The sequence below is a fragment of the Pseudoxanthomonas sp. LjRoot143 genome, from assembly GCF_964252945.1.
Taxonomy (GTDB): domain Bacteria; phylum Pseudomonadota; class Gammaproteobacteria; order Xanthomonadales; family Xanthomonadaceae; genus Pseudoxanthomonas_A.
Map to the genome: position 1 here is coordinate 1214280 of NZ_CAXUPM020000001.1, position 15395 is coordinate 1229674.

Genomic DNA, 15395 nt, shown 5'->3' on the forward strand with positions numbered 1-15395 from the left:
GATGGCGCGTTTCCGCGCCATCCGGGAGTGCCTCAGCCTTTGTCAGGCCTGGGGGCCTTCGTGGAACGGCGGCTCGGGATCGATGCGCGGGCCGCCATCGGGGCCCTTGTCGCCGCGACCCAGGTCGCTGTGCCGGTAGCCGTACGCCCAGTAGATGATCAGGCCCAGGATCGCCCAGCCGAAGAACAGGCCGATGGTGTACATCGACAGGTTCAGGAACAGCAGCAGGCAGCCGGCGATCGCCAGCGGGCAGATCAGCCACACCATCGGCGTGCGGAACGGACGGTGGCGCTTCGGATCGCGCTTGCGCAGGATCAGCACCGCAGCCGCCACGGCCATGAACGCGAACAGCGTGCCCGAGTTGGAGATGTCGGCCAGGATGCCGACCGGGAACAGCGCCGCGAACAGTGCGACGAACGCGCCGGTGATCAGCGTCACCACGTGCGGGGTGTGGAACTTCGGGTGCACCTTCGACAGCACCGGCGGCAGCAGGCCGTCGCGCGACATGGTGAAGAAGATGCGGGTCTGGCCGTACAGCATCATCAGGATGACCGACGGCAGGGCCAGCGCGGCGGCCATGCCGATCGCGTTGCCGATGCCGGCAAAGCCCATCACCTTCAGCACGTGGGCCAGCGGTTCCTTGCTGCAGACCAGCGCGTCGCTGCCGACGCAGGCCGCGGCCATTTCGGGCGTGCCCGGGTGGAAGGCCACGCCGTTGGCGTCGAACATCGGCTGCGCGCCATTGGCGCCGACCGCGCCGTAGCTGACCAGCATGTAGAACACGGTGCATACCGCCAGCGACCCGATCAGGCCGATCGGGATGTTGCGGTTCGGATTCTTGGTTTCCTCGGCGGCGGTGGAGACCGCATCGAAGCCGACGTAGGCGAAGAAGATGGAGGCTGCCGCGCCCAGCACGCCGATGCCGCCCATCGGGCTGCCCCAGCCGGTCGGGAAGAACGGTTCGAAGTTGGTGTCCTGCGCCGCGGGGACCGCGATCGCGATGAAGACGGTCAGGGCGGCGACCTTGATCAGCACCAGGATGGCGTTGACCTTGGCCGACTTCGAGGTGCCGATCACCAGCAGGCCGGTCACGGCGAGCGCGATGCAGAAGGCCAGCAGGTTGAAGCTGCCGCCGTCCATGGGGCCGCTCTGCAGCGCCCGTGGAAGCTCCCACCCCGCGCTGTTCAGCAGGCCGTTGACGTAGCCCGACCAGCCCACCGAGACGGCGCCGGCCGCGACGGCATACTCCAGGACGAGTGCCCAGCCGACCGTCCAGGCGATCGCTTCGCCCAGTACGCCGTAGGTATAGGTGTAGGCCGAGCCGGAGACCGGCACCATCGAGGCCAGTTCGGAATAGGCCAGTGCCGCGAGGCCGCAGACCACGGCGGCGATCACGAACGCGATCATCATGCCCGGGCCGGCCTTCTGGCCCGCTTCGGCGGTGAGGACGAAAATACCGGTGCCGATGATGGCGCCGATGCCCAGCATCGTCAGTTGGAAGCCGCCGAGCTGGCGTTTGAGCGCCTTCTTTTCAGCCGTTTCAAGAATTTTGTCGAGCGGCTTGACGCGCCAAAAGAGCATCGTGTGGTCCCCATGTCTGAACGGCTGTGCCCTGCCTGGCGGCAGGGGATTGATCCGCCGTACCTTGCCAAACCGGCCTCTTGTTCACAAGCGCGACTGCAACATGGCGAGCGATAATGCCGGGTCACGTTCGGTCGAACCAGAAGAAAACTCTGCCATGTCAGCCGCTTACAGCGATCTCCGGGGTCATATCATCGATTACGCCCGCCGCTGGCCAGCCGAACGCGAGGTGGCTGGGCAGTTCCTGGCGCTGCTGGACGATCCGGCCAATCCGTTCGTGCGGGAGCGGCTGGAGGGTCACCTGACCGGCGGCGTGTGGCTGGTCAGCGGTGATGGCCGGCGCATCCTGATGACCCACCACCGCAAGCTGGATCGCTGGCTGCAACTGGGCGGGCACGCCGATGGCGACACCGACATGGCGCGCGTGGCGCTGAAGGAGGCGGAGGAGGAGTCCGGCCTGGCCGATCTCTGCGTCGAGGGCGCGATCTTCGACCTGGACCGCCACTGGATTCCCGAGCGCAAGGACGTCCCCGGACACTGGCACTACGACGTGCGCTACGTGGTCCGTGCCACCGGCAGCGAGAACTATGCGGTCAGCGAGGAGTCGCTGGACCTGGCCTGGCGCGACATCGCGTCCATGATCGACGATGCCGATGTGTCGATCAGCCGCATGGCCCGCAAATGGCTGGCGCAGAACGCGTAGGGCGGGCCCGCACCCGCCGTCCTCCGTGCGTCAGTACAGCACGCGCACCCTCAGCGTGCCGTCGATCGCCGCCATCGCATCGCGCAGGCTGGCGGTCTGCTCCTCGTCGGCGGTGACGTCGATCACCACGTAGCCGACCTTGGGATCGGTGCGCAGGAACTGGCCGTCGATGTTGATGCCACGGTCGCGGAAGATGTCGTTGATCTGCGACAGCACGCCCGGCGCGTTGCGGTGGATGTGCAGGATGCGGCGGCTGCCGTCGTGGCCGGGCAGGGTGACCTCGGGGAAGTTCACCGACGACAGCGTGCTGCCGTTGTCGCTGTAGCGCACCAGCTTGGCCGCCACCTCGATGCCGATGTTGTCCTGCGCCTCCAGCGTGCTGCCGCCGACGTGCGGAGTGAGGATGACGTTGTCGAGGCCGCGCAGCGGCGACTCGAACAGTTCAGCGTTGCCCTTGGGCTCCAGCGGGAACACGTCGACCGCCGCACCGCCGATCTTGCCCGATTTCAGCGCATCGGCCAGTGCGTCGATGTCGACCACGGTGCCGCGCGAGGCGTTGATCACGTGCGCGCCATGCTTGAGCTTGGCGATCTGTGCGGCGCCGAACATGTCCTTGGTCGCGGCCGTCTCCGGCACGTGCAGCGTCACCACGTCGCTCTGCGCCAGCAGGTCGTCCAGGCTCACGGCCGAGCGGGCATTGCCGAGCGACAGCTTGGTCTCGATGTCGTGGAAGAGCACCTGCATGCCCAGGGCTTCGGCCAGCACGCCGACCTGGGTGCCGATGTGGCCGTAGCCGATGATGCCCAGCGTCTTGCCGCGTACCTCGTGGCTGCCGGCGGCCGACTTGCTCCAGCCGCCGCGGTGGCATTCGGCGTTCTTCTGCGGAATGCCGCGCATCAGCAGGATGGCCTGCGCGATCACCAGCTCGGCCACGCTGCGGGTATTGGAATAGGGCGCGTTGAAGACCGGGATGCCGGCCAGCTCCGCGGCCTCCAGGTCCACTTGGTTGGTGCCGATGCAGAAGCAGCCCACCGCGATCAGGCGGCGCGCCTGCGCCAGCACGTCCTCGCTCAGGTGGGTACGCGAGCGGATGCCGACGATGTGCGCCTCGGCAATGCGACGCTTCAGTTCGTCTTCCGGCAGCGACTTCTCGTGGAACTCGATCTGCGAATAGCCGGCCGCGCGGAACGTCTCGACGGCCGTCTGACTGACCCCTTCCAGCAACAGCACGCGGATGTCCTGCTTCGGGTACGAGGTCTTCTTGATCGACATTGCCGGAAAGGTCGCAGCGGAGGGGAAAGGGCCGTCACTATGCCAGATGGAAGACGTCGATGGTGCGGCGCGCCATGGAAAGCTCGGTTGTTGTTTCTTCGCTTGGTTGCCCTTGAAACCAAGGGTGGTATCGGCTGGACGCCACACCGCATCGCTGGCACGCTGGGCGCCCCCGAAAGTCCTGCCCCCGCAATGAGCGATCCGCGCCTGGAAGCCCTGCAGCATGCCGTCCCGGCGCTGCGACTGAAGACCGAGCCTGCCGACCTGGAGCACTACGGTCGCGACTGGACCCGCCGCTGGACGCCGACGCCGCTGGCGATCGCGCTGCCGGCCACGGTCGAGGAGGTGCAGGCCGTGGTGCGCTGGGCCAACGAGCATCGCGTCGCCGTCGTGCCGTCGGGCGGTCGCACCGGTCTGTCGGGTGGCGCCGTTGCCGCGAACGGCGAACTGGTGCTGAGCCTGGAGCGCATGAACCAGGCGCTGGACTTCAATGCCGTGGACCGCACGCTGACCGTGCAGGCCGGCATGCCGCTGGAAGCCGTGCACAACGCGGCGCGCGACCATGGCCTGGTCTATCCGGTGGATTTCGCCGCACGTGGTTCCTGCGCGATCGGCGGCAACATCGCCACCAACGCCGGTGGCATCCGCGTGATCCGCTACGGCAACACCCGCGAATGGATCGCCGGCCTCAAGGTCGTCACCGGCGCCGGCGAGGTGCTGGAGCTCAACAAGGCGCTGATCAAGAACTCCAGCGGCTACGACCTGCGCCACCTGTGGATCGGATCGGAAGGCACGCTCGGTATCGTGGTCGAAGCCACGGTGCGGCTGACCGATCCGCCGCCGCCGACCAACGTCATGCTGCTGGCGCTGCCATCGTTCGAGGTACTGATGCAGGTGTTCGCCGCGTTCCGCGAGCGGCTGCAACTGGAAGCGTTCGAGTTCTTCACCGACCGCGCGCTGCACCATGTGCTGGCGCATGGCGCGCAGAAGCCCTTCGATGACGTGCATCCGTACTACGTGGTCACCGAATTCGCGATCGGCGACGAGGCAAAGGAAGCGGCCGCCATGGCGGCCTTCGAAGCCTGCATGGAGCAGGGCTGGGTCAGCGACGGCGTGATCAGCCAGTCCGACGCACAGGCGGCCCAGTTGTGGCGCCTGCGCGAAGGCATCACCGAAGCGCTGTCGCGCTACGTGCCCTACAAGAACGACGTATCGGTACGCATTTCGGCGATGCCGGCCTTCCTGGCCGAAACGCAGTCGCTGCTGGGCGAGGCCTATCCGCAGTTCGACGTGGTGTGGTTCGGCCATATCGGCGATGGCAATCTGCACATCAACGTGCTGAAGCCGGACGGCATGGAGAACGCGGACTTCGTCACGCAATGCGAGCAGGTGACGAAGCTGCTGGCCGCGTCGCTGAAGCGCCACCACGGCAGCATTTCGGCCGAACACGGCATCGGGCTGGTTAAGAAGGGCTATCTGGAAAGCACGCGCAGTGCCGAAGAGATCGCGGTGATGCGCGGCATCAAACGGGTGCTGGATCCGAATGGGCTGATGAACCCGGGCAAGCTGTTCGACAGCTGACAATAGTCGCGGATTCATCCTCGCCACATCGATTGCGGGTAGTCTTTGCGCACCGCGCCGGCCACGGCGTTCCCCCGTTTGGAAATTCCATGTCCCGATTGATCCTGGCCGGCGTGTTGCTGGCGTTCTCCGTTCCGACGCTCGCCGGCAGCTTCGCCGGTTCTTCCGCGGGTGCTTCCTCGGCCGGTTCGTCGGCGTCGTCCGACAGCTCGTCGGGCGACGACAAGATCGTCGTGCAGGCGCGCGAAGACGCTGCCAGTTTCGTCGCCAGCGATGGCCGTATCCGCGGCGCCCAGCTCGAAGCCGCGCTGCGCCATCTGCGCGAGAAGGACGAAGCCGCGCGCAAGGCCAGCGACATGCAGCTGGCGCAGGCGATCCTGGCCCGCTGATGCATCCGCGTCGGCCCTGGGGCCGGCGCATCGCCGTGCTCCTGCTGGGAGCATGGCTGGGGCCGGCCGCTGCGGCGATCCCGCTCAAGATCGATGCCACGGGGCTGACACCCGACGACGTCACCGCGACGCAGTCGCTCATCGACGATGTCCTGCCGCGCCTGCCAGAAACATGGCGCGATGGTCTGCCTTCCGGCCTCGTCCTGCAGTGGCGCGATGATTTTCCGGACCATGTCGCGGGACGACGGGTGGGTGGTCGCGTGTTGCTGCCGCGCCAATTGCTCGATGCATGGCGAGCGCGCGACACGGTGCCGGCGGACGATGCTTCCGTGCGTGCCGTCCGCGAGTCGCTGGTGCACGAGCTGGCCCACAGTTACGACCGCGCGCGGCGCAACGTCCTGTCCGGTGATCCGCGCCTGCGCGATCTGGCCGGGTGGCAGCGCAGCGTGTTCCCGTTCGCAGGGCGCCGTTCAAGCAACGACTTCGTCGCGCGGACGCCGGATCCCTACGAACGGGAGCGCCCGTCCGAATTCGTGGCGGTGAACCTGGAGCACTTCATCCTCGACCCGGCGTACGCCTGCAGGCGTCCGGCGTTGCATCGCCTTTTCGCTGCACATTTCAATGTGTCGACCGTCGTGGACGCATGTGCGCCCGGACTTCCGTTCCTCGATGTGGATGCCGAAGCCGGCGACGCTTCGTTGCTGTCCTTGGATCCGGCACGCGTCTACGCGATCGACTATCTGCTCGCCGAGGGCAACACCCAGGCCATGAGCCGCTGGGGCCACAGCATGCTGCGGCTGGTGATCTGCGCGCCCGGTCGCACTCCCGGACCCGACTGCCGCTTCGACCTCTCGCATCATCGCGTGCTGTCGTTCCGTGCCTTCGTCGGCGACGTGCAGATCTCCGGCTGGCGTGGCCTGACCGGCTCGTACCCGTCGCGGCTGTTCCTGCTGCCGCTGGACCAGGTGATCGAGGAGTACACCCGGGTCGAGTTGCGTGGCTTGCAGTCCATTCCCCTGCAACTGGAGACGAACGAAATCGCCTCGCTGCTGGAGCGCGCCGCCCAGCTGCACTGGAGTTACGACGGCCGCTACTACTTCATCAGCAACAACTGCGCCGTGGAAACGTGGAAGCTGCTGCATGACGGCGTGCCACGCCTGGCCAACGAGCCGCTGGCGAGCATCACGCCTACCGGGCTGCTCAGGAAGCTGGAGCGTCGCGGCATCGCGGATCCGCGCGTGCTCGAGGATGCCGACGAAGCACGCCGGCTCGGCCACTACTTCGAGCCGATGAGCGCGCGGTACGACGCGCTGTTCGCGGTCGCGCGCGACGCACTGTCGCTGCCGCACCGCGATGCGCAGGCCTGGCTGGCGCTGTCGCCGGGCGAACGCGCCGTCTGGTTGCCGCAGGCCGACCTGCGCGTCAGTGCGGCGTTGTTTGTGCTGGAGAACGCGGCGCAGCGTCGCCACCAATTGCTGCTGCGCGACGCACTGAAGCGGCGGTATCTGGGGCGCGACGCGCCGGACGACATCGCACGGGCACTGGACGCGTTGCGCACGTGGCTCGGCGACACCGGCTTCGTCAGTCGGCCTTCTGAACTGGTGCCCGAAGGCTACGGGCTGCCGCAGGCCGACGAGCGCGCGAGCGTGGCGGAGGAGGCGAGAATCCGCGTGGCACGCCTGCGCGAGCAGGATGGCGTGCTGCGCACCGAACTGGAGCGATGGCTGCCCGCCGACCAGCGCGACGTACTGCGGGGCATCGAGGCGAACCTCGAGACGATCGGCGCGCGCCTGCGCGCAGGGGATGCGGCAGGCGCGTCGTGACCCGGCCTCAGTCGGCGCGGCCGCCGAATTCGCCGGTCGTCGTGTTGACCAGGATGCGCTCACCGTTGGTGATGTACTCCGGCACCATGATCTCGATGCCGGTGCTCAGCTTGGCCGGCTTCGGACGCTTGGTGGCGGTACCACCCTTCAGTTCCGGCGGCGTCTCGACCACTTCCAGCGTCACGTGCTGCGGCAGCTGCAGCGCGACCGGCAGTTCGTCGATGACCTGCACATAGCAGCCGCTGAGGCCGTCGGTGATGTAGCCGGCGTCGTCGCCGATGACGTTCGCATCCAGCGTGTAGGGCGTGTAGTCCTCGTCGTCGAGGAAGACGAAGGCGTCGCCGTCCTTGTAGGAATACGTCGCCTGGCGGCGCAGCAGCTCCACTTCGGACAGGTTGTCGTCGGCATCGAAGCTGGCATCCAGCTTGTTGCCGCCCGGCACGCTGTACATGATGAAGCGGAAGCGCACGTTGCCGCCGCGGCCCTGCGGCGAGCTGCGCTCGATGTCGCGGATCTGGTACACGCCGCCGTTGTGTTCGACGACGTTGCCCTTCTTGATGTCGAAAGCCTTCATGGATCAACCGTATCTGGGGAATGGGAAAGTGGAGGGCGCGGGCCCGTTTACTTCGGCGCCAGGCGCACCGCGCCGTCGAGGCGGATGGTCTCGCCGTTGAGGTACGGGTTGCCGAGGATGTAGGCGACCAGGTCGGCGAACTCCTCCGGCTTGCCGAGGCGGGACGGGAAGGGGATCGACGCGCTGAGCGACTGCTGCACGGCCTCCGGCATGCCATCGACCATCGGCGTCCAGAAGATGCCCGGGGCGACGGTCATCACGCGGATGCCGAAGCGCGACAGTTCGCGGGCCATCGGCAGGGTCATGCCGACCACACCGCCCTTGGAGGCCGAGTAGGCGGCCTGGCCGATCTGGCCTTCGTACGCCGCCACGCTGGCGGTGTTGACGATGATGCCGCGCTCGCCGTCGGCGTTCGGGGTGTTGTGCTGCATGAGGTCCGCGGCGGCCTTGGCCACGTTGAAGCTGCCGACCAGGTTGACCATCACGGTGGCCTGGAAGGTCGACAGCGGCATGGGCGCTTCCTTGCCCAGGACACGGCCGGCACCGAGGATGCCGGCACAGTTGATCGCCGCATTCAGGCCGCCCAGAAATTCCTTCGCCGCCGCCACGTTCGCCGCCACGCCCGCTTCATCGGTCACGTCGGTGCGGAAGTAGCGGACGTTGGCCTCGCCGAGTTCGGCGACGGCGGCCGCACCCTTGTCGTCGTTGACATCGAACAGCGCCGCCTTGCCGCCCCGGGCGACGAGGTGGCGGGCCACGGACAGGCCGAGGCCGGAGACACCGCCGGTGATGACGGCGCGGGTATCGGAAAGCTGCATGCGGTGAACCTGCTGCGGAAAGGGCCGCATTTTACGCGATGGCGGGGGAGGGGCGGGGAGCCCACGACCGGGTAACGCCTGTGGGAGCGACGTCAGTCGCGATAAGGCCCTCCCTGTAGAGCTTCATCGCGACTGACGTCGCTCCCACACCAATCTCTCCCGACGAGGCGCTCAGGCGTGCAGCGCCCGCTCCAGCGGGGCGTCGGCGAGGCGGCGCGCAAACTCGTCCGGCGACAGGCCCGGCGCGAACAGGAAGCCCTGGCCCACCGGCACCCCGAGGTTCAGCAGGAACTGGCGCTGGGCTTCGGACTCCACGCCTTCGGCCACCAGTCCCAACCCCAGGCTGCGTGCGATCGCCGAGACCGCCTGGCAGACCGCGACGTCGGAGCGGTTGTTCGGTACGCCCTCGGTGAACAGCGGACTCAGCTTCAGGCCGTGGATCGGCAGGCGGCGCAGGTAGTTCAGTGCGCTGTAGCCCTCGCCGAAATCGTCGATGGTCAGCAGCACGCCCAACTGGCGCAGGTCGGCGAAGGTGCGCAGCGTGGCAGGGGCGTCCTCGATCAGCACCCGCTCGGTGAATTCCAGCTCCAGCGCGCTGCCCGGCAGGTCGAACTCCGCCAGGATGGCGCGCACGCGATCGGCGAGGTCGTCGCCGGCGAACTGGCGGTACGACACGTTGACCGCCACGCGCACGATGCCCAGGCCCATGTCGCGCCAGGCGGCCACCTGCCGGCAGGCCTCGCGCAGCACCCAGCTGCCGATGCGCACGATGTCGCCGGTGGTCTCGGCATGGCTGATGAAGACGTCCGGCCGCAACTCGCCCAACTGGTGGTTCTGCCAGCGGATCAGCGCCTCGCCGGCGATGATGCGGCCGTTGCGCAGGTCGACCTGCGGCTGGTAGACAAGGCGGAACTCCTCGTTGTCGACCGCGCGGCGCAACTGCGTCTCGATCTGCAGGCGATCCTGCTGCCGCTGGGCCAGTTCCTGGGTGAAGCTCTGCCAGCCGTTGCGCGCGCGATGCTTGCTGTCGTACATCGCGATGTCGGCGTTCTGGATCAGCTGCTGCGGGCGCAGGCCGTCGCCGGGCGCCACCGCCAGGCCGATGCTGGCGGTGATGGCGAACTCGTCCTTGCCGAAGCGGAACGCATCCGCGAATGCACCGAGCACCGCATGTGCCATCGCTTCCGGCTGGTGGGGGTCTTCACCGGCGTCGCAGATCACCAGGAACTCGTCGCCGCCGAAGCGCGCGATCATCCCCTCGGTGCCGACTGCGCCGCGGATGCGGTCCGATGCCTGCACCAGCAGTTCGTCGCCGGCGTTGTGGCCCAGCACGTCGTTGACCATCTTGAACCGGTCGAGGTCGATGTAGAGCACTGCGACGCGCGCGCGCTCGGGATCGGCCAGGCGCGCGCCGAGCTCGGTCAGCACGGCGTCGCGGTTCATCAGGCCGGTCAGCGGATCGGTGCGCGCCTGGATGCGCAACATCTCCTCGGCCTGCTTGTCCTGCGAGATGTCCTGCATGGTGCCGGTGATGCGCGAGGCGCCGGGATCGCCCGGTTCGGCATCGCCGATCACGCGGATCCAGAACGGATGGCCATCGGCCTGGGTGCCCTGCAGTTCCAGGTCGAAACCCTGGCCGCCGGCGGTGATCAGGTCCAGCGCACCGCGCAGGCGGCGACGGTCGGTTTCGCGCAGACAGGACAGCATGTCGTTGAGCGTGACCAGCGGGCGTGCCGCGCCGAGGATGCGCTGGGCCTCGTCGGTCAGGTACATGCGGTCGCGACCGAGGTCCCACTCCCAGCCGCCGATGTGGGCGAGCGATTGCGCGCGGTCGAACAGCGCGCTGTCGCGCTTGAGTTCGGTGACGTCGCTGAACAGCGTGCTGACCTGCGACGGTACGCTCGCGCCGGGCGCGAACTGCGGCACCGAGGTGGCGGTGAGCCAGAGCAACTGCTTCTTTTCGCGGTGGTACAGGCCGAGCAGTACGCTCTCGACCATCTGGCCGGTGTCGAGCGCACGCTGAGCGGGGAGCTCATGGCGCGCCATCTCGCGGCCGTGTTCGTCGACGATGTGCCAGCGACCCAGCGCCAGTTCCTGATCGGCGCGCTGGTCCTCGCGGATGCCGAAGATGCGCATCGCGGCACCATTGCAGTACTGCACTTCCAGGTCGCGGTTGTGCACCACGATGCCCTTGTCGATGGTCTCCATCAGCTCGCGGTAGCGCAGTTCCGCCAGCCGGCGGCTGCTGATGTCGCGGGCGACCGCGACGATGCTCTTGCGGCCGTCGAAGTTGATGTTGGCCGAGTGCACTTCGACGGGGAACCGGGTGCCGTCGCCGCGCATGTTGGTGACTTCGATGACGTAGGTCTCGCCGCGGTTCAGCGTTTCCCACACCGGTACCAGATGGTCGCGCGGCAGGTCGGGATTGAGCACGTTGATGTTGCGCCCGACGATCCCGTCGCGCGGACGCTTGTATGCCGTCGCCCCGGCCTGGTTGAGATCCAGGATGGTGCCGTCCTCGGCGATGATGCTGACCGGGTCGGGGACCGCGTCGAACAGGTTGCGGTAACGCGAGCGCTCGGTATCCGCTTCGTGCTGCTTGGCGAGCAGCGCCTCGCGCGCGTCCTGGAGCAGGCGGGCTGTGGACGGGTTGGTCTCGGCCGCAGCCGCGCGGTCGAGCGCGGCGGCCAGCGCCATCACGTCGACGTCGCTGGCCGGGCGATGGTTCATGCGGCCGCCAGGGCCTTGCCGACGCGGCTGCCGGTCTCGCGCCCCAGCCGGGCCGACAGCCAGCGGCCGGTGTCCGCCAGCAGGTCCAGGTCCACGCCGGTGCGCAGTCCGAGGCCATGCAGCAGGTAGACCACGTCCTCGCTGGCGACATTGCCGCTGGCACCCTTGGCGTAAGGGCAGCCGCCCGCGCCGGAGACCGCTGAATCCACAACGCGGACGCCGACGTCGAGACACGCGAGGATGTTCGCCAGCGCCTGCCCGTAGGTGTCGTGGAAGTGCACGGCCAAAGCGGACATCGGCACCTCGGCGGCGACCGCCGACAGCATGTCGACCGCCTTGCGCGGCGTGCCGACGCCGATGGTGTCGCCCAGCGAGATTTCGTAGCAGCCCATCGCATGCAACTGGCGCGCCACGCGCACCACATCGGCCAGCGGTACGTCGCCCTGGTAGGGACAGCCGAGCACGGTGGACACGTAGCCGCGTACCTTCACGCCATCGGCGGCGGCGCGCTCGAGCACCGGGCGGAACCGTTCGATGGATTCGTCGATGGAGGCGTTGATGTTCTTGCGGTTGAACGCCTCGGACGCCGCGGTGAAGACCGCCACCTCCTCGACGCCGACGGCGCGTGCGCGGTCGTAACCGGTCTCGTTCGGGACCAGCACGGGATAGGCCGTGCCGGGACGCCGCTGGATGGCGGCGAACACCTCGGCGGCATCGGCCAGCTGAGGCACCCATTTGGGGCTGACGAAGCTGGTGGCCTCGATGCTGAGCAGGCCGGTGCGCGACAGCCGGTCGATCAGGTCGACCTTGTCGACGGTGGCGACCAGGGTCTTCTCGTTCTGCAGGCCATCGCGGGGGCCGACCTCGACGATGCGGACGAAATCGGTGCTGGGGGGCAGGGCACTCATGAGCGCTTCCCGTCCTTGGCACGGCGCATGCGCAGCGTCTTGTCGCGGCCGTCGAAGGCGTCGAACAGTGCGGGCTCGGACTGCAGCAACCTGCGCAGTTGCTCGGGTCCGCCTTCGAATACGTAGGTGCTGGCGTCGGCCTCGCGCGCCTTCAGCGAACCCTCCTGCACGCGTTGCATGATGTCCACCGTGTCGAGCATCGCGATCTGCAGCGTATCGTTGCGGATGCGGTATTTCAGCAGTGTGACCGCGCCGGGCGGCATGCCCTTCGGGATCGGCGGTGCGGCCGCCTTGCCGGTGCCGAACAAGCCTTCCAGTTCCTTGAAGCCGAGGGCGAGGTAGCGTTCGCCCTCGAGTTCGAATCCGAGCGCGTCGAACTGCGGTGCATCGGCGCGCGCGGCATCGTGCAGGCGCACGCGGCAGGTGGCGTCCACGTCCGCGTAATCGTCCTTGCCCAGCGGCACGCGGTCCTGCGGGCTGTCGGGCAAGGGAATCCAGCGGCCGACGAGGGCCGGATCGCAGGCCAGCGGTGCCGGCGGCTGCTCGAACATCACGCAGCCGCCCAGCATGCAGGCCGCCAGCAGGGCGACGGCCGTGCGCCACGATGACGGCGGGACGGACCTCACTCCAGCGTCACCAGCACGGTATCGGCGTCGACGAAATCGCCAGCCGCCGCGCGCAGTTCCGCCACCACGCCGGCGCGCGGTGCCTTGACGGCCAGCTCCATCTTCATCGCTTCCATCACCAGCAGCTCCTGTCCTGCGTCCACGCTGTCCCCGACCCGCGCCTTGACCACCACCACCCGGCCCGGCATCGGCGCGATGATGCGGCCGTCCCCGCCGCTGTCCCCACCTGCCGTCCGCTGGTACGCCGGCAGCGTCTCCAGCGTGGCGCGCCGTTCCCCGTCGTGCAGGGTGAGGCGGGTGCCGTGGCGGTGGACGCGGAAGCGTCGTGCCTGATCATGGATACGCAACTCGAGCAGTCCAGCGGTCAGCCTGGCACCGGCGACCGCATGCGTCGCGCCATCCACCTCGACGGCATAGCGGCCGCCATGGCCGTGTGCGAGCGTCTCCCAGCGCTGGTCGCGGTGCTGGAGGGCCAGTGGCCGGCGGCCGGCGTGGCCCAAGCGCCAGCCATCGGCGATGGCCCAAGGGGAGCCCGGGTCGCCCGATACGGCGGCGTCGATGCGGGCGGACGCCTCCTGTTCCAGCAGGACGGCGACGGCGGCCGCCACCTGCAGGTCGGTCGTCAGTGTCGGTGCGGGCATGAACTCGCCCAGATGGCGGTCCAGATACCCGGTATCGATGCGCCCCTCCACCACGGCAGGGTGCCGGGCGAGCTGCTCGAGGAAGCCGATGTTCGATTTGGGCCCGACGATGTCGCACTCGGCCAGCGCGGCGCGCAGCCGCGCCAGCGCGGTGGGCCGGTCCTCGCCCCAGACGATCAGCTTGGCGATCATCGGGTCGTAGAAGATGGTCACCGTGTCACCTTCGATGACGCCGGCATCGAGGCGCACCTGGGCCGAGGGTGCGGGCAGGACCAGCGACTCCAGCCGTCCGGATCCCGGCAGGAAGCCGGCCTCCGGATCTTCCGCGTACAGGCGCACTTCGATGGCATGGCCGCGCTGCACGATGGCGTCCTGCGCCAGCGGCAGCGGTTCGCCCGCGGCCACGCGCAGCTGCCACTCCACCAGGTCCAGGCCGGTGACCATCTCGGTGACCGGATGCTCCACCTGCAGGCGGGTATTGATCTCCATGAAGTAGAACTGGCCGTCGGGGTCGACGATGAATTCCACCGTACCCGCGTTGGCGTAATCGATGGCCTGCGCGGCTTTCACCGCCGCATCGCCCATCGCGGTGCGCAACGCCGGCGTCAGGAACGGCGAGGGCGACTCTTCCAGCACCTTCTGGTAGCGGCGCTGGGCGGAGCATTCGCGCTCGTTGAGATGCAGGGTGTGGCCATGCGTGTCGGCGAATACCTGGATTTCGATATGGCGTGGCGACTGCACGTAGCGTTCCAGCAGCACGCGGTCGCGGCCGAACGCATTCGCGGCCTCGCGCTGGCAGCTTTCCAACTGGGCGATGAAGTCCTCCAGCCGGTGCACCACGCGCATGCCCTTGCCACCACCGCCGTGCGCGGCCTTGATCATCAGCGGAAAACCGATGCGCGCCGCTTCGCGTGACAGCGTATTCGGCGACTGGTCCTCGCCCGTATAGCCGGGGACGACCGGTACGCCGGCAGCGGCCATCAGTTCCTTGGCACCGGCCTTGCTGCCCATCTTTCGCATGGACGCGCCGGACGGGCCGATGAACACCATGCCGGCGGCCGCGACGGCATCGGCGAAGTCGGCGTTCTCCGACAGGAAGCCATAGCCCGGATGGATGGCCTGGGCGCCGGTCGTCTTCGCCGCCTCCAGGATGGCGTCGCCGCGCAGGTAGCTGTCGGCGGGGCGCGGTCCGCCGATCAGGCAGGCCTCGTCGGCCTGGCGCACGTGCTGGGCGTCGGCGTCGGCTTCGGAGTACACGGCGACGGTGCGGATACCGAGCCGGCGGCAGGTGCGGATGACGCGGCAGGCGATTTCGCCGCGGTTGGCGATCAGGATCTTGGAGAACATCAGGACTGTGTTTCCGCAGGCAGGTGGCAGACGGCTTCGATGTTGTGGCCGTCGGGATCGATGGCGAAGGCGCCGTAATAGTGCGCGTGGTAGTGCGGACGCAGGCCGGGCGCGCCGTTGTCCCGCGCGCCGGCCGCGAGTGCGGCAGCGTGGAAAGCGTCCACCTGCGCACGGCTCTGTGCGGTGAACGCGATGTGGGCGCCCCGGCCGGGCTCGCCGCTGCCCTTGCCGACCCAGAAATGCGGACGGCCCGGCGGACCGAAGCCGCAGCCTTCGTAACCGCCCGTCATGTCGCGCGTCACCTCCATCACGACGCCATGGCCGAGCGTGGCGAGCACATCCTGGTAGAAGGCGCGGCTGCGTGCGTAGTCGGCGACGTCGATGCCCAGATGATCGATCATG

Annotated in this window: 13 protein-coding genes; 4 read left to right on the forward strand and 9 right to left on the reverse strand. The window is 68.2% G+C overall.

Going from position 1 to position 15395, the window contains the following annotated elements; all coding sequences use genetic code 11:
- Positions 1–42: 42 nt before the first annotated feature.
- Entirely contained in the window at positions 43–1581 is a 1539-nt protein-coding gene (locus ACSQ1W_RS05680) for an amino acid permease (protein WP_192268651.1), read from the reverse strand.
- Between the two features lie 157 nt (positions 1582–1738).
- On the opposite strand from ACSQ1W_RS05680, the gene ACSQ1W_RS05685 reads away from it, so the two are divergent.
- Complete coding sequence (locus ACSQ1W_RS05685; protein WP_436042177.1) at positions 1739–2284, forward strand: NUDIX hydrolase; 546 nt, start codon at positions 1739–1741, stop codon at positions 2282–2284.
- A 30-nt stretch (positions 2285–2314) separates the two neighbouring features.
- On the opposite strand, the gene serA is transcribed toward ACSQ1W_RS05685, so the two are convergent.
- Positions 2315–3556 carry a phosphoglycerate dehydrogenase gene (gene serA / locus ACSQ1W_RS05690; protein WP_436042179.1) on the reverse strand — a complete coding sequence of 414 codons (1242 nt, stop codon included), beginning with the start codon at positions 3554–3556 and terminating at the stop codon, positions 2315–2317.
- A 192-nt stretch (positions 3557–3748) separates the two neighbouring features.
- On the opposite strand from serA, the gene ACSQ1W_RS05695 reads away from it, so the two are divergent.
- The 3 genes from ACSQ1W_RS05695 to ACSQ1W_RS05705 all read left to right on the forward strand — a co-directional run bounded on the left by ACSQ1W_RS05695 (position 3749) and on the right by ACSQ1W_RS05705 (position 7349).
- Positions 3749–5137, forward strand: coding sequence for an FAD-binding oxidoreductase (locus ACSQ1W_RS05695; RefSeq protein ID WP_436042181.1), 1389 nt, complete (start codon positions 3749–3751; stop codon positions 5135–5137).
- An 89-nt stretch (positions 5138–5226) separates the two neighbouring features.
- On the forward strand, positions 5227–5526 hold the full coding sequence (locus ACSQ1W_RS05700) for a DUF2388 domain-containing protein (protein WP_192268643.1): 300 nt from the start codon (positions 5227–5229) through the stop codon (positions 5524–5526).
- Positions 5526–7349, forward strand: a complete 1824-nt coding sequence (locus tag ACSQ1W_RS05705; RefSeq protein ID WP_436042183.1) for a DUF7844 domain-containing protein — start codon at positions 5526–5528, stop codon at positions 7347–7349. The genes ACSQ1W_RS05700 and ACSQ1W_RS05705 overlap by 1 nt, the downstream gene beginning before the upstream one ends.
- Positions 7350–7356: 7 nt before the next feature.
- On the opposite strand, the gene yeiP is transcribed toward ACSQ1W_RS05705, so the two are convergent.
- The 7 genes from yeiP to ACSQ1W_RS05740 form a co-directional block, all read right to left on the reverse strand.
- On the reverse strand, positions 7357–7923 hold the full coding sequence (gene yeiP / locus ACSQ1W_RS05710) for an elongation factor P-like protein YeiP (RefSeq protein ID WP_093297452.1): 567 nt from the start codon (positions 7921–7923) through the stop codon (positions 7357–7359).
- A 47-nt stretch (positions 7924–7970) separates the two neighbouring features.
- Positions 7971–8741 carry an SDR family NAD(P)-dependent oxidoreductase gene (locus tag ACSQ1W_RS05715; RefSeq protein WP_436042185.1) on the reverse strand — a complete coding sequence of 257 codons (771 nt, stop codon included), beginning with the start codon at positions 8739–8741 and terminating at the stop codon, positions 7971–7973.
- Positions 8742–8912: 171 nt separating this feature from the next.
- On the reverse strand, positions 8913–11471 hold the full coding sequence (locus ACSQ1W_RS05720) for a sensor domain-containing protein (protein ID WP_436042186.1): 2559 nt from the start codon (positions 11469–11471) through the stop codon (positions 8913–8915).
- Complete coding sequence (locus ACSQ1W_RS05725) at positions 11468–12379, reverse strand: hydroxymethylglutaryl-CoA lyase (protein ID WP_436042187.1); 912 nt, start codon at positions 12377–12379, stop codon at positions 11468–11470. The genes ACSQ1W_RS05720 and ACSQ1W_RS05725 overlap by 4 nt, the downstream gene beginning before the upstream one ends.
- Positions 12376–13005 carry a hypothetical protein gene (locus ACSQ1W_RS05730; RefSeq protein WP_436042188.1) on the reverse strand — a complete coding sequence of 210 codons (630 nt, stop codon included), beginning with the start codon at positions 13003–13005 and terminating at the stop codon, positions 12376–12378. Before ACSQ1W_RS05730 ends, ACSQ1W_RS05725 begins: the two co-directional genes overlap by 4 nt.
- Positions 13002–14993 carry an acetyl-CoA carboxylase biotin carboxylase subunit gene (locus ACSQ1W_RS05735; protein ID WP_436042189.1) on the reverse strand — a complete coding sequence of 664 codons (1992 nt, stop codon included), beginning with the start codon at positions 14991–14993 and terminating at the stop codon, positions 13002–13004. The genes ACSQ1W_RS05730 and ACSQ1W_RS05735 overlap by 4 nt, the downstream gene beginning before the upstream one ends.
- Positions 14993–15394, reverse strand: a complete 402-nt coding sequence (locus ACSQ1W_RS05740; RefSeq protein ID WP_436042191.1) for a VOC family protein — start codon at positions 15392–15394, stop codon at positions 14993–14995. The genes ACSQ1W_RS05735 and ACSQ1W_RS05740 overlap by 1 nt, the downstream gene beginning before the upstream one ends.
- Position 15395 lies beyond the last annotated feature (1 nt).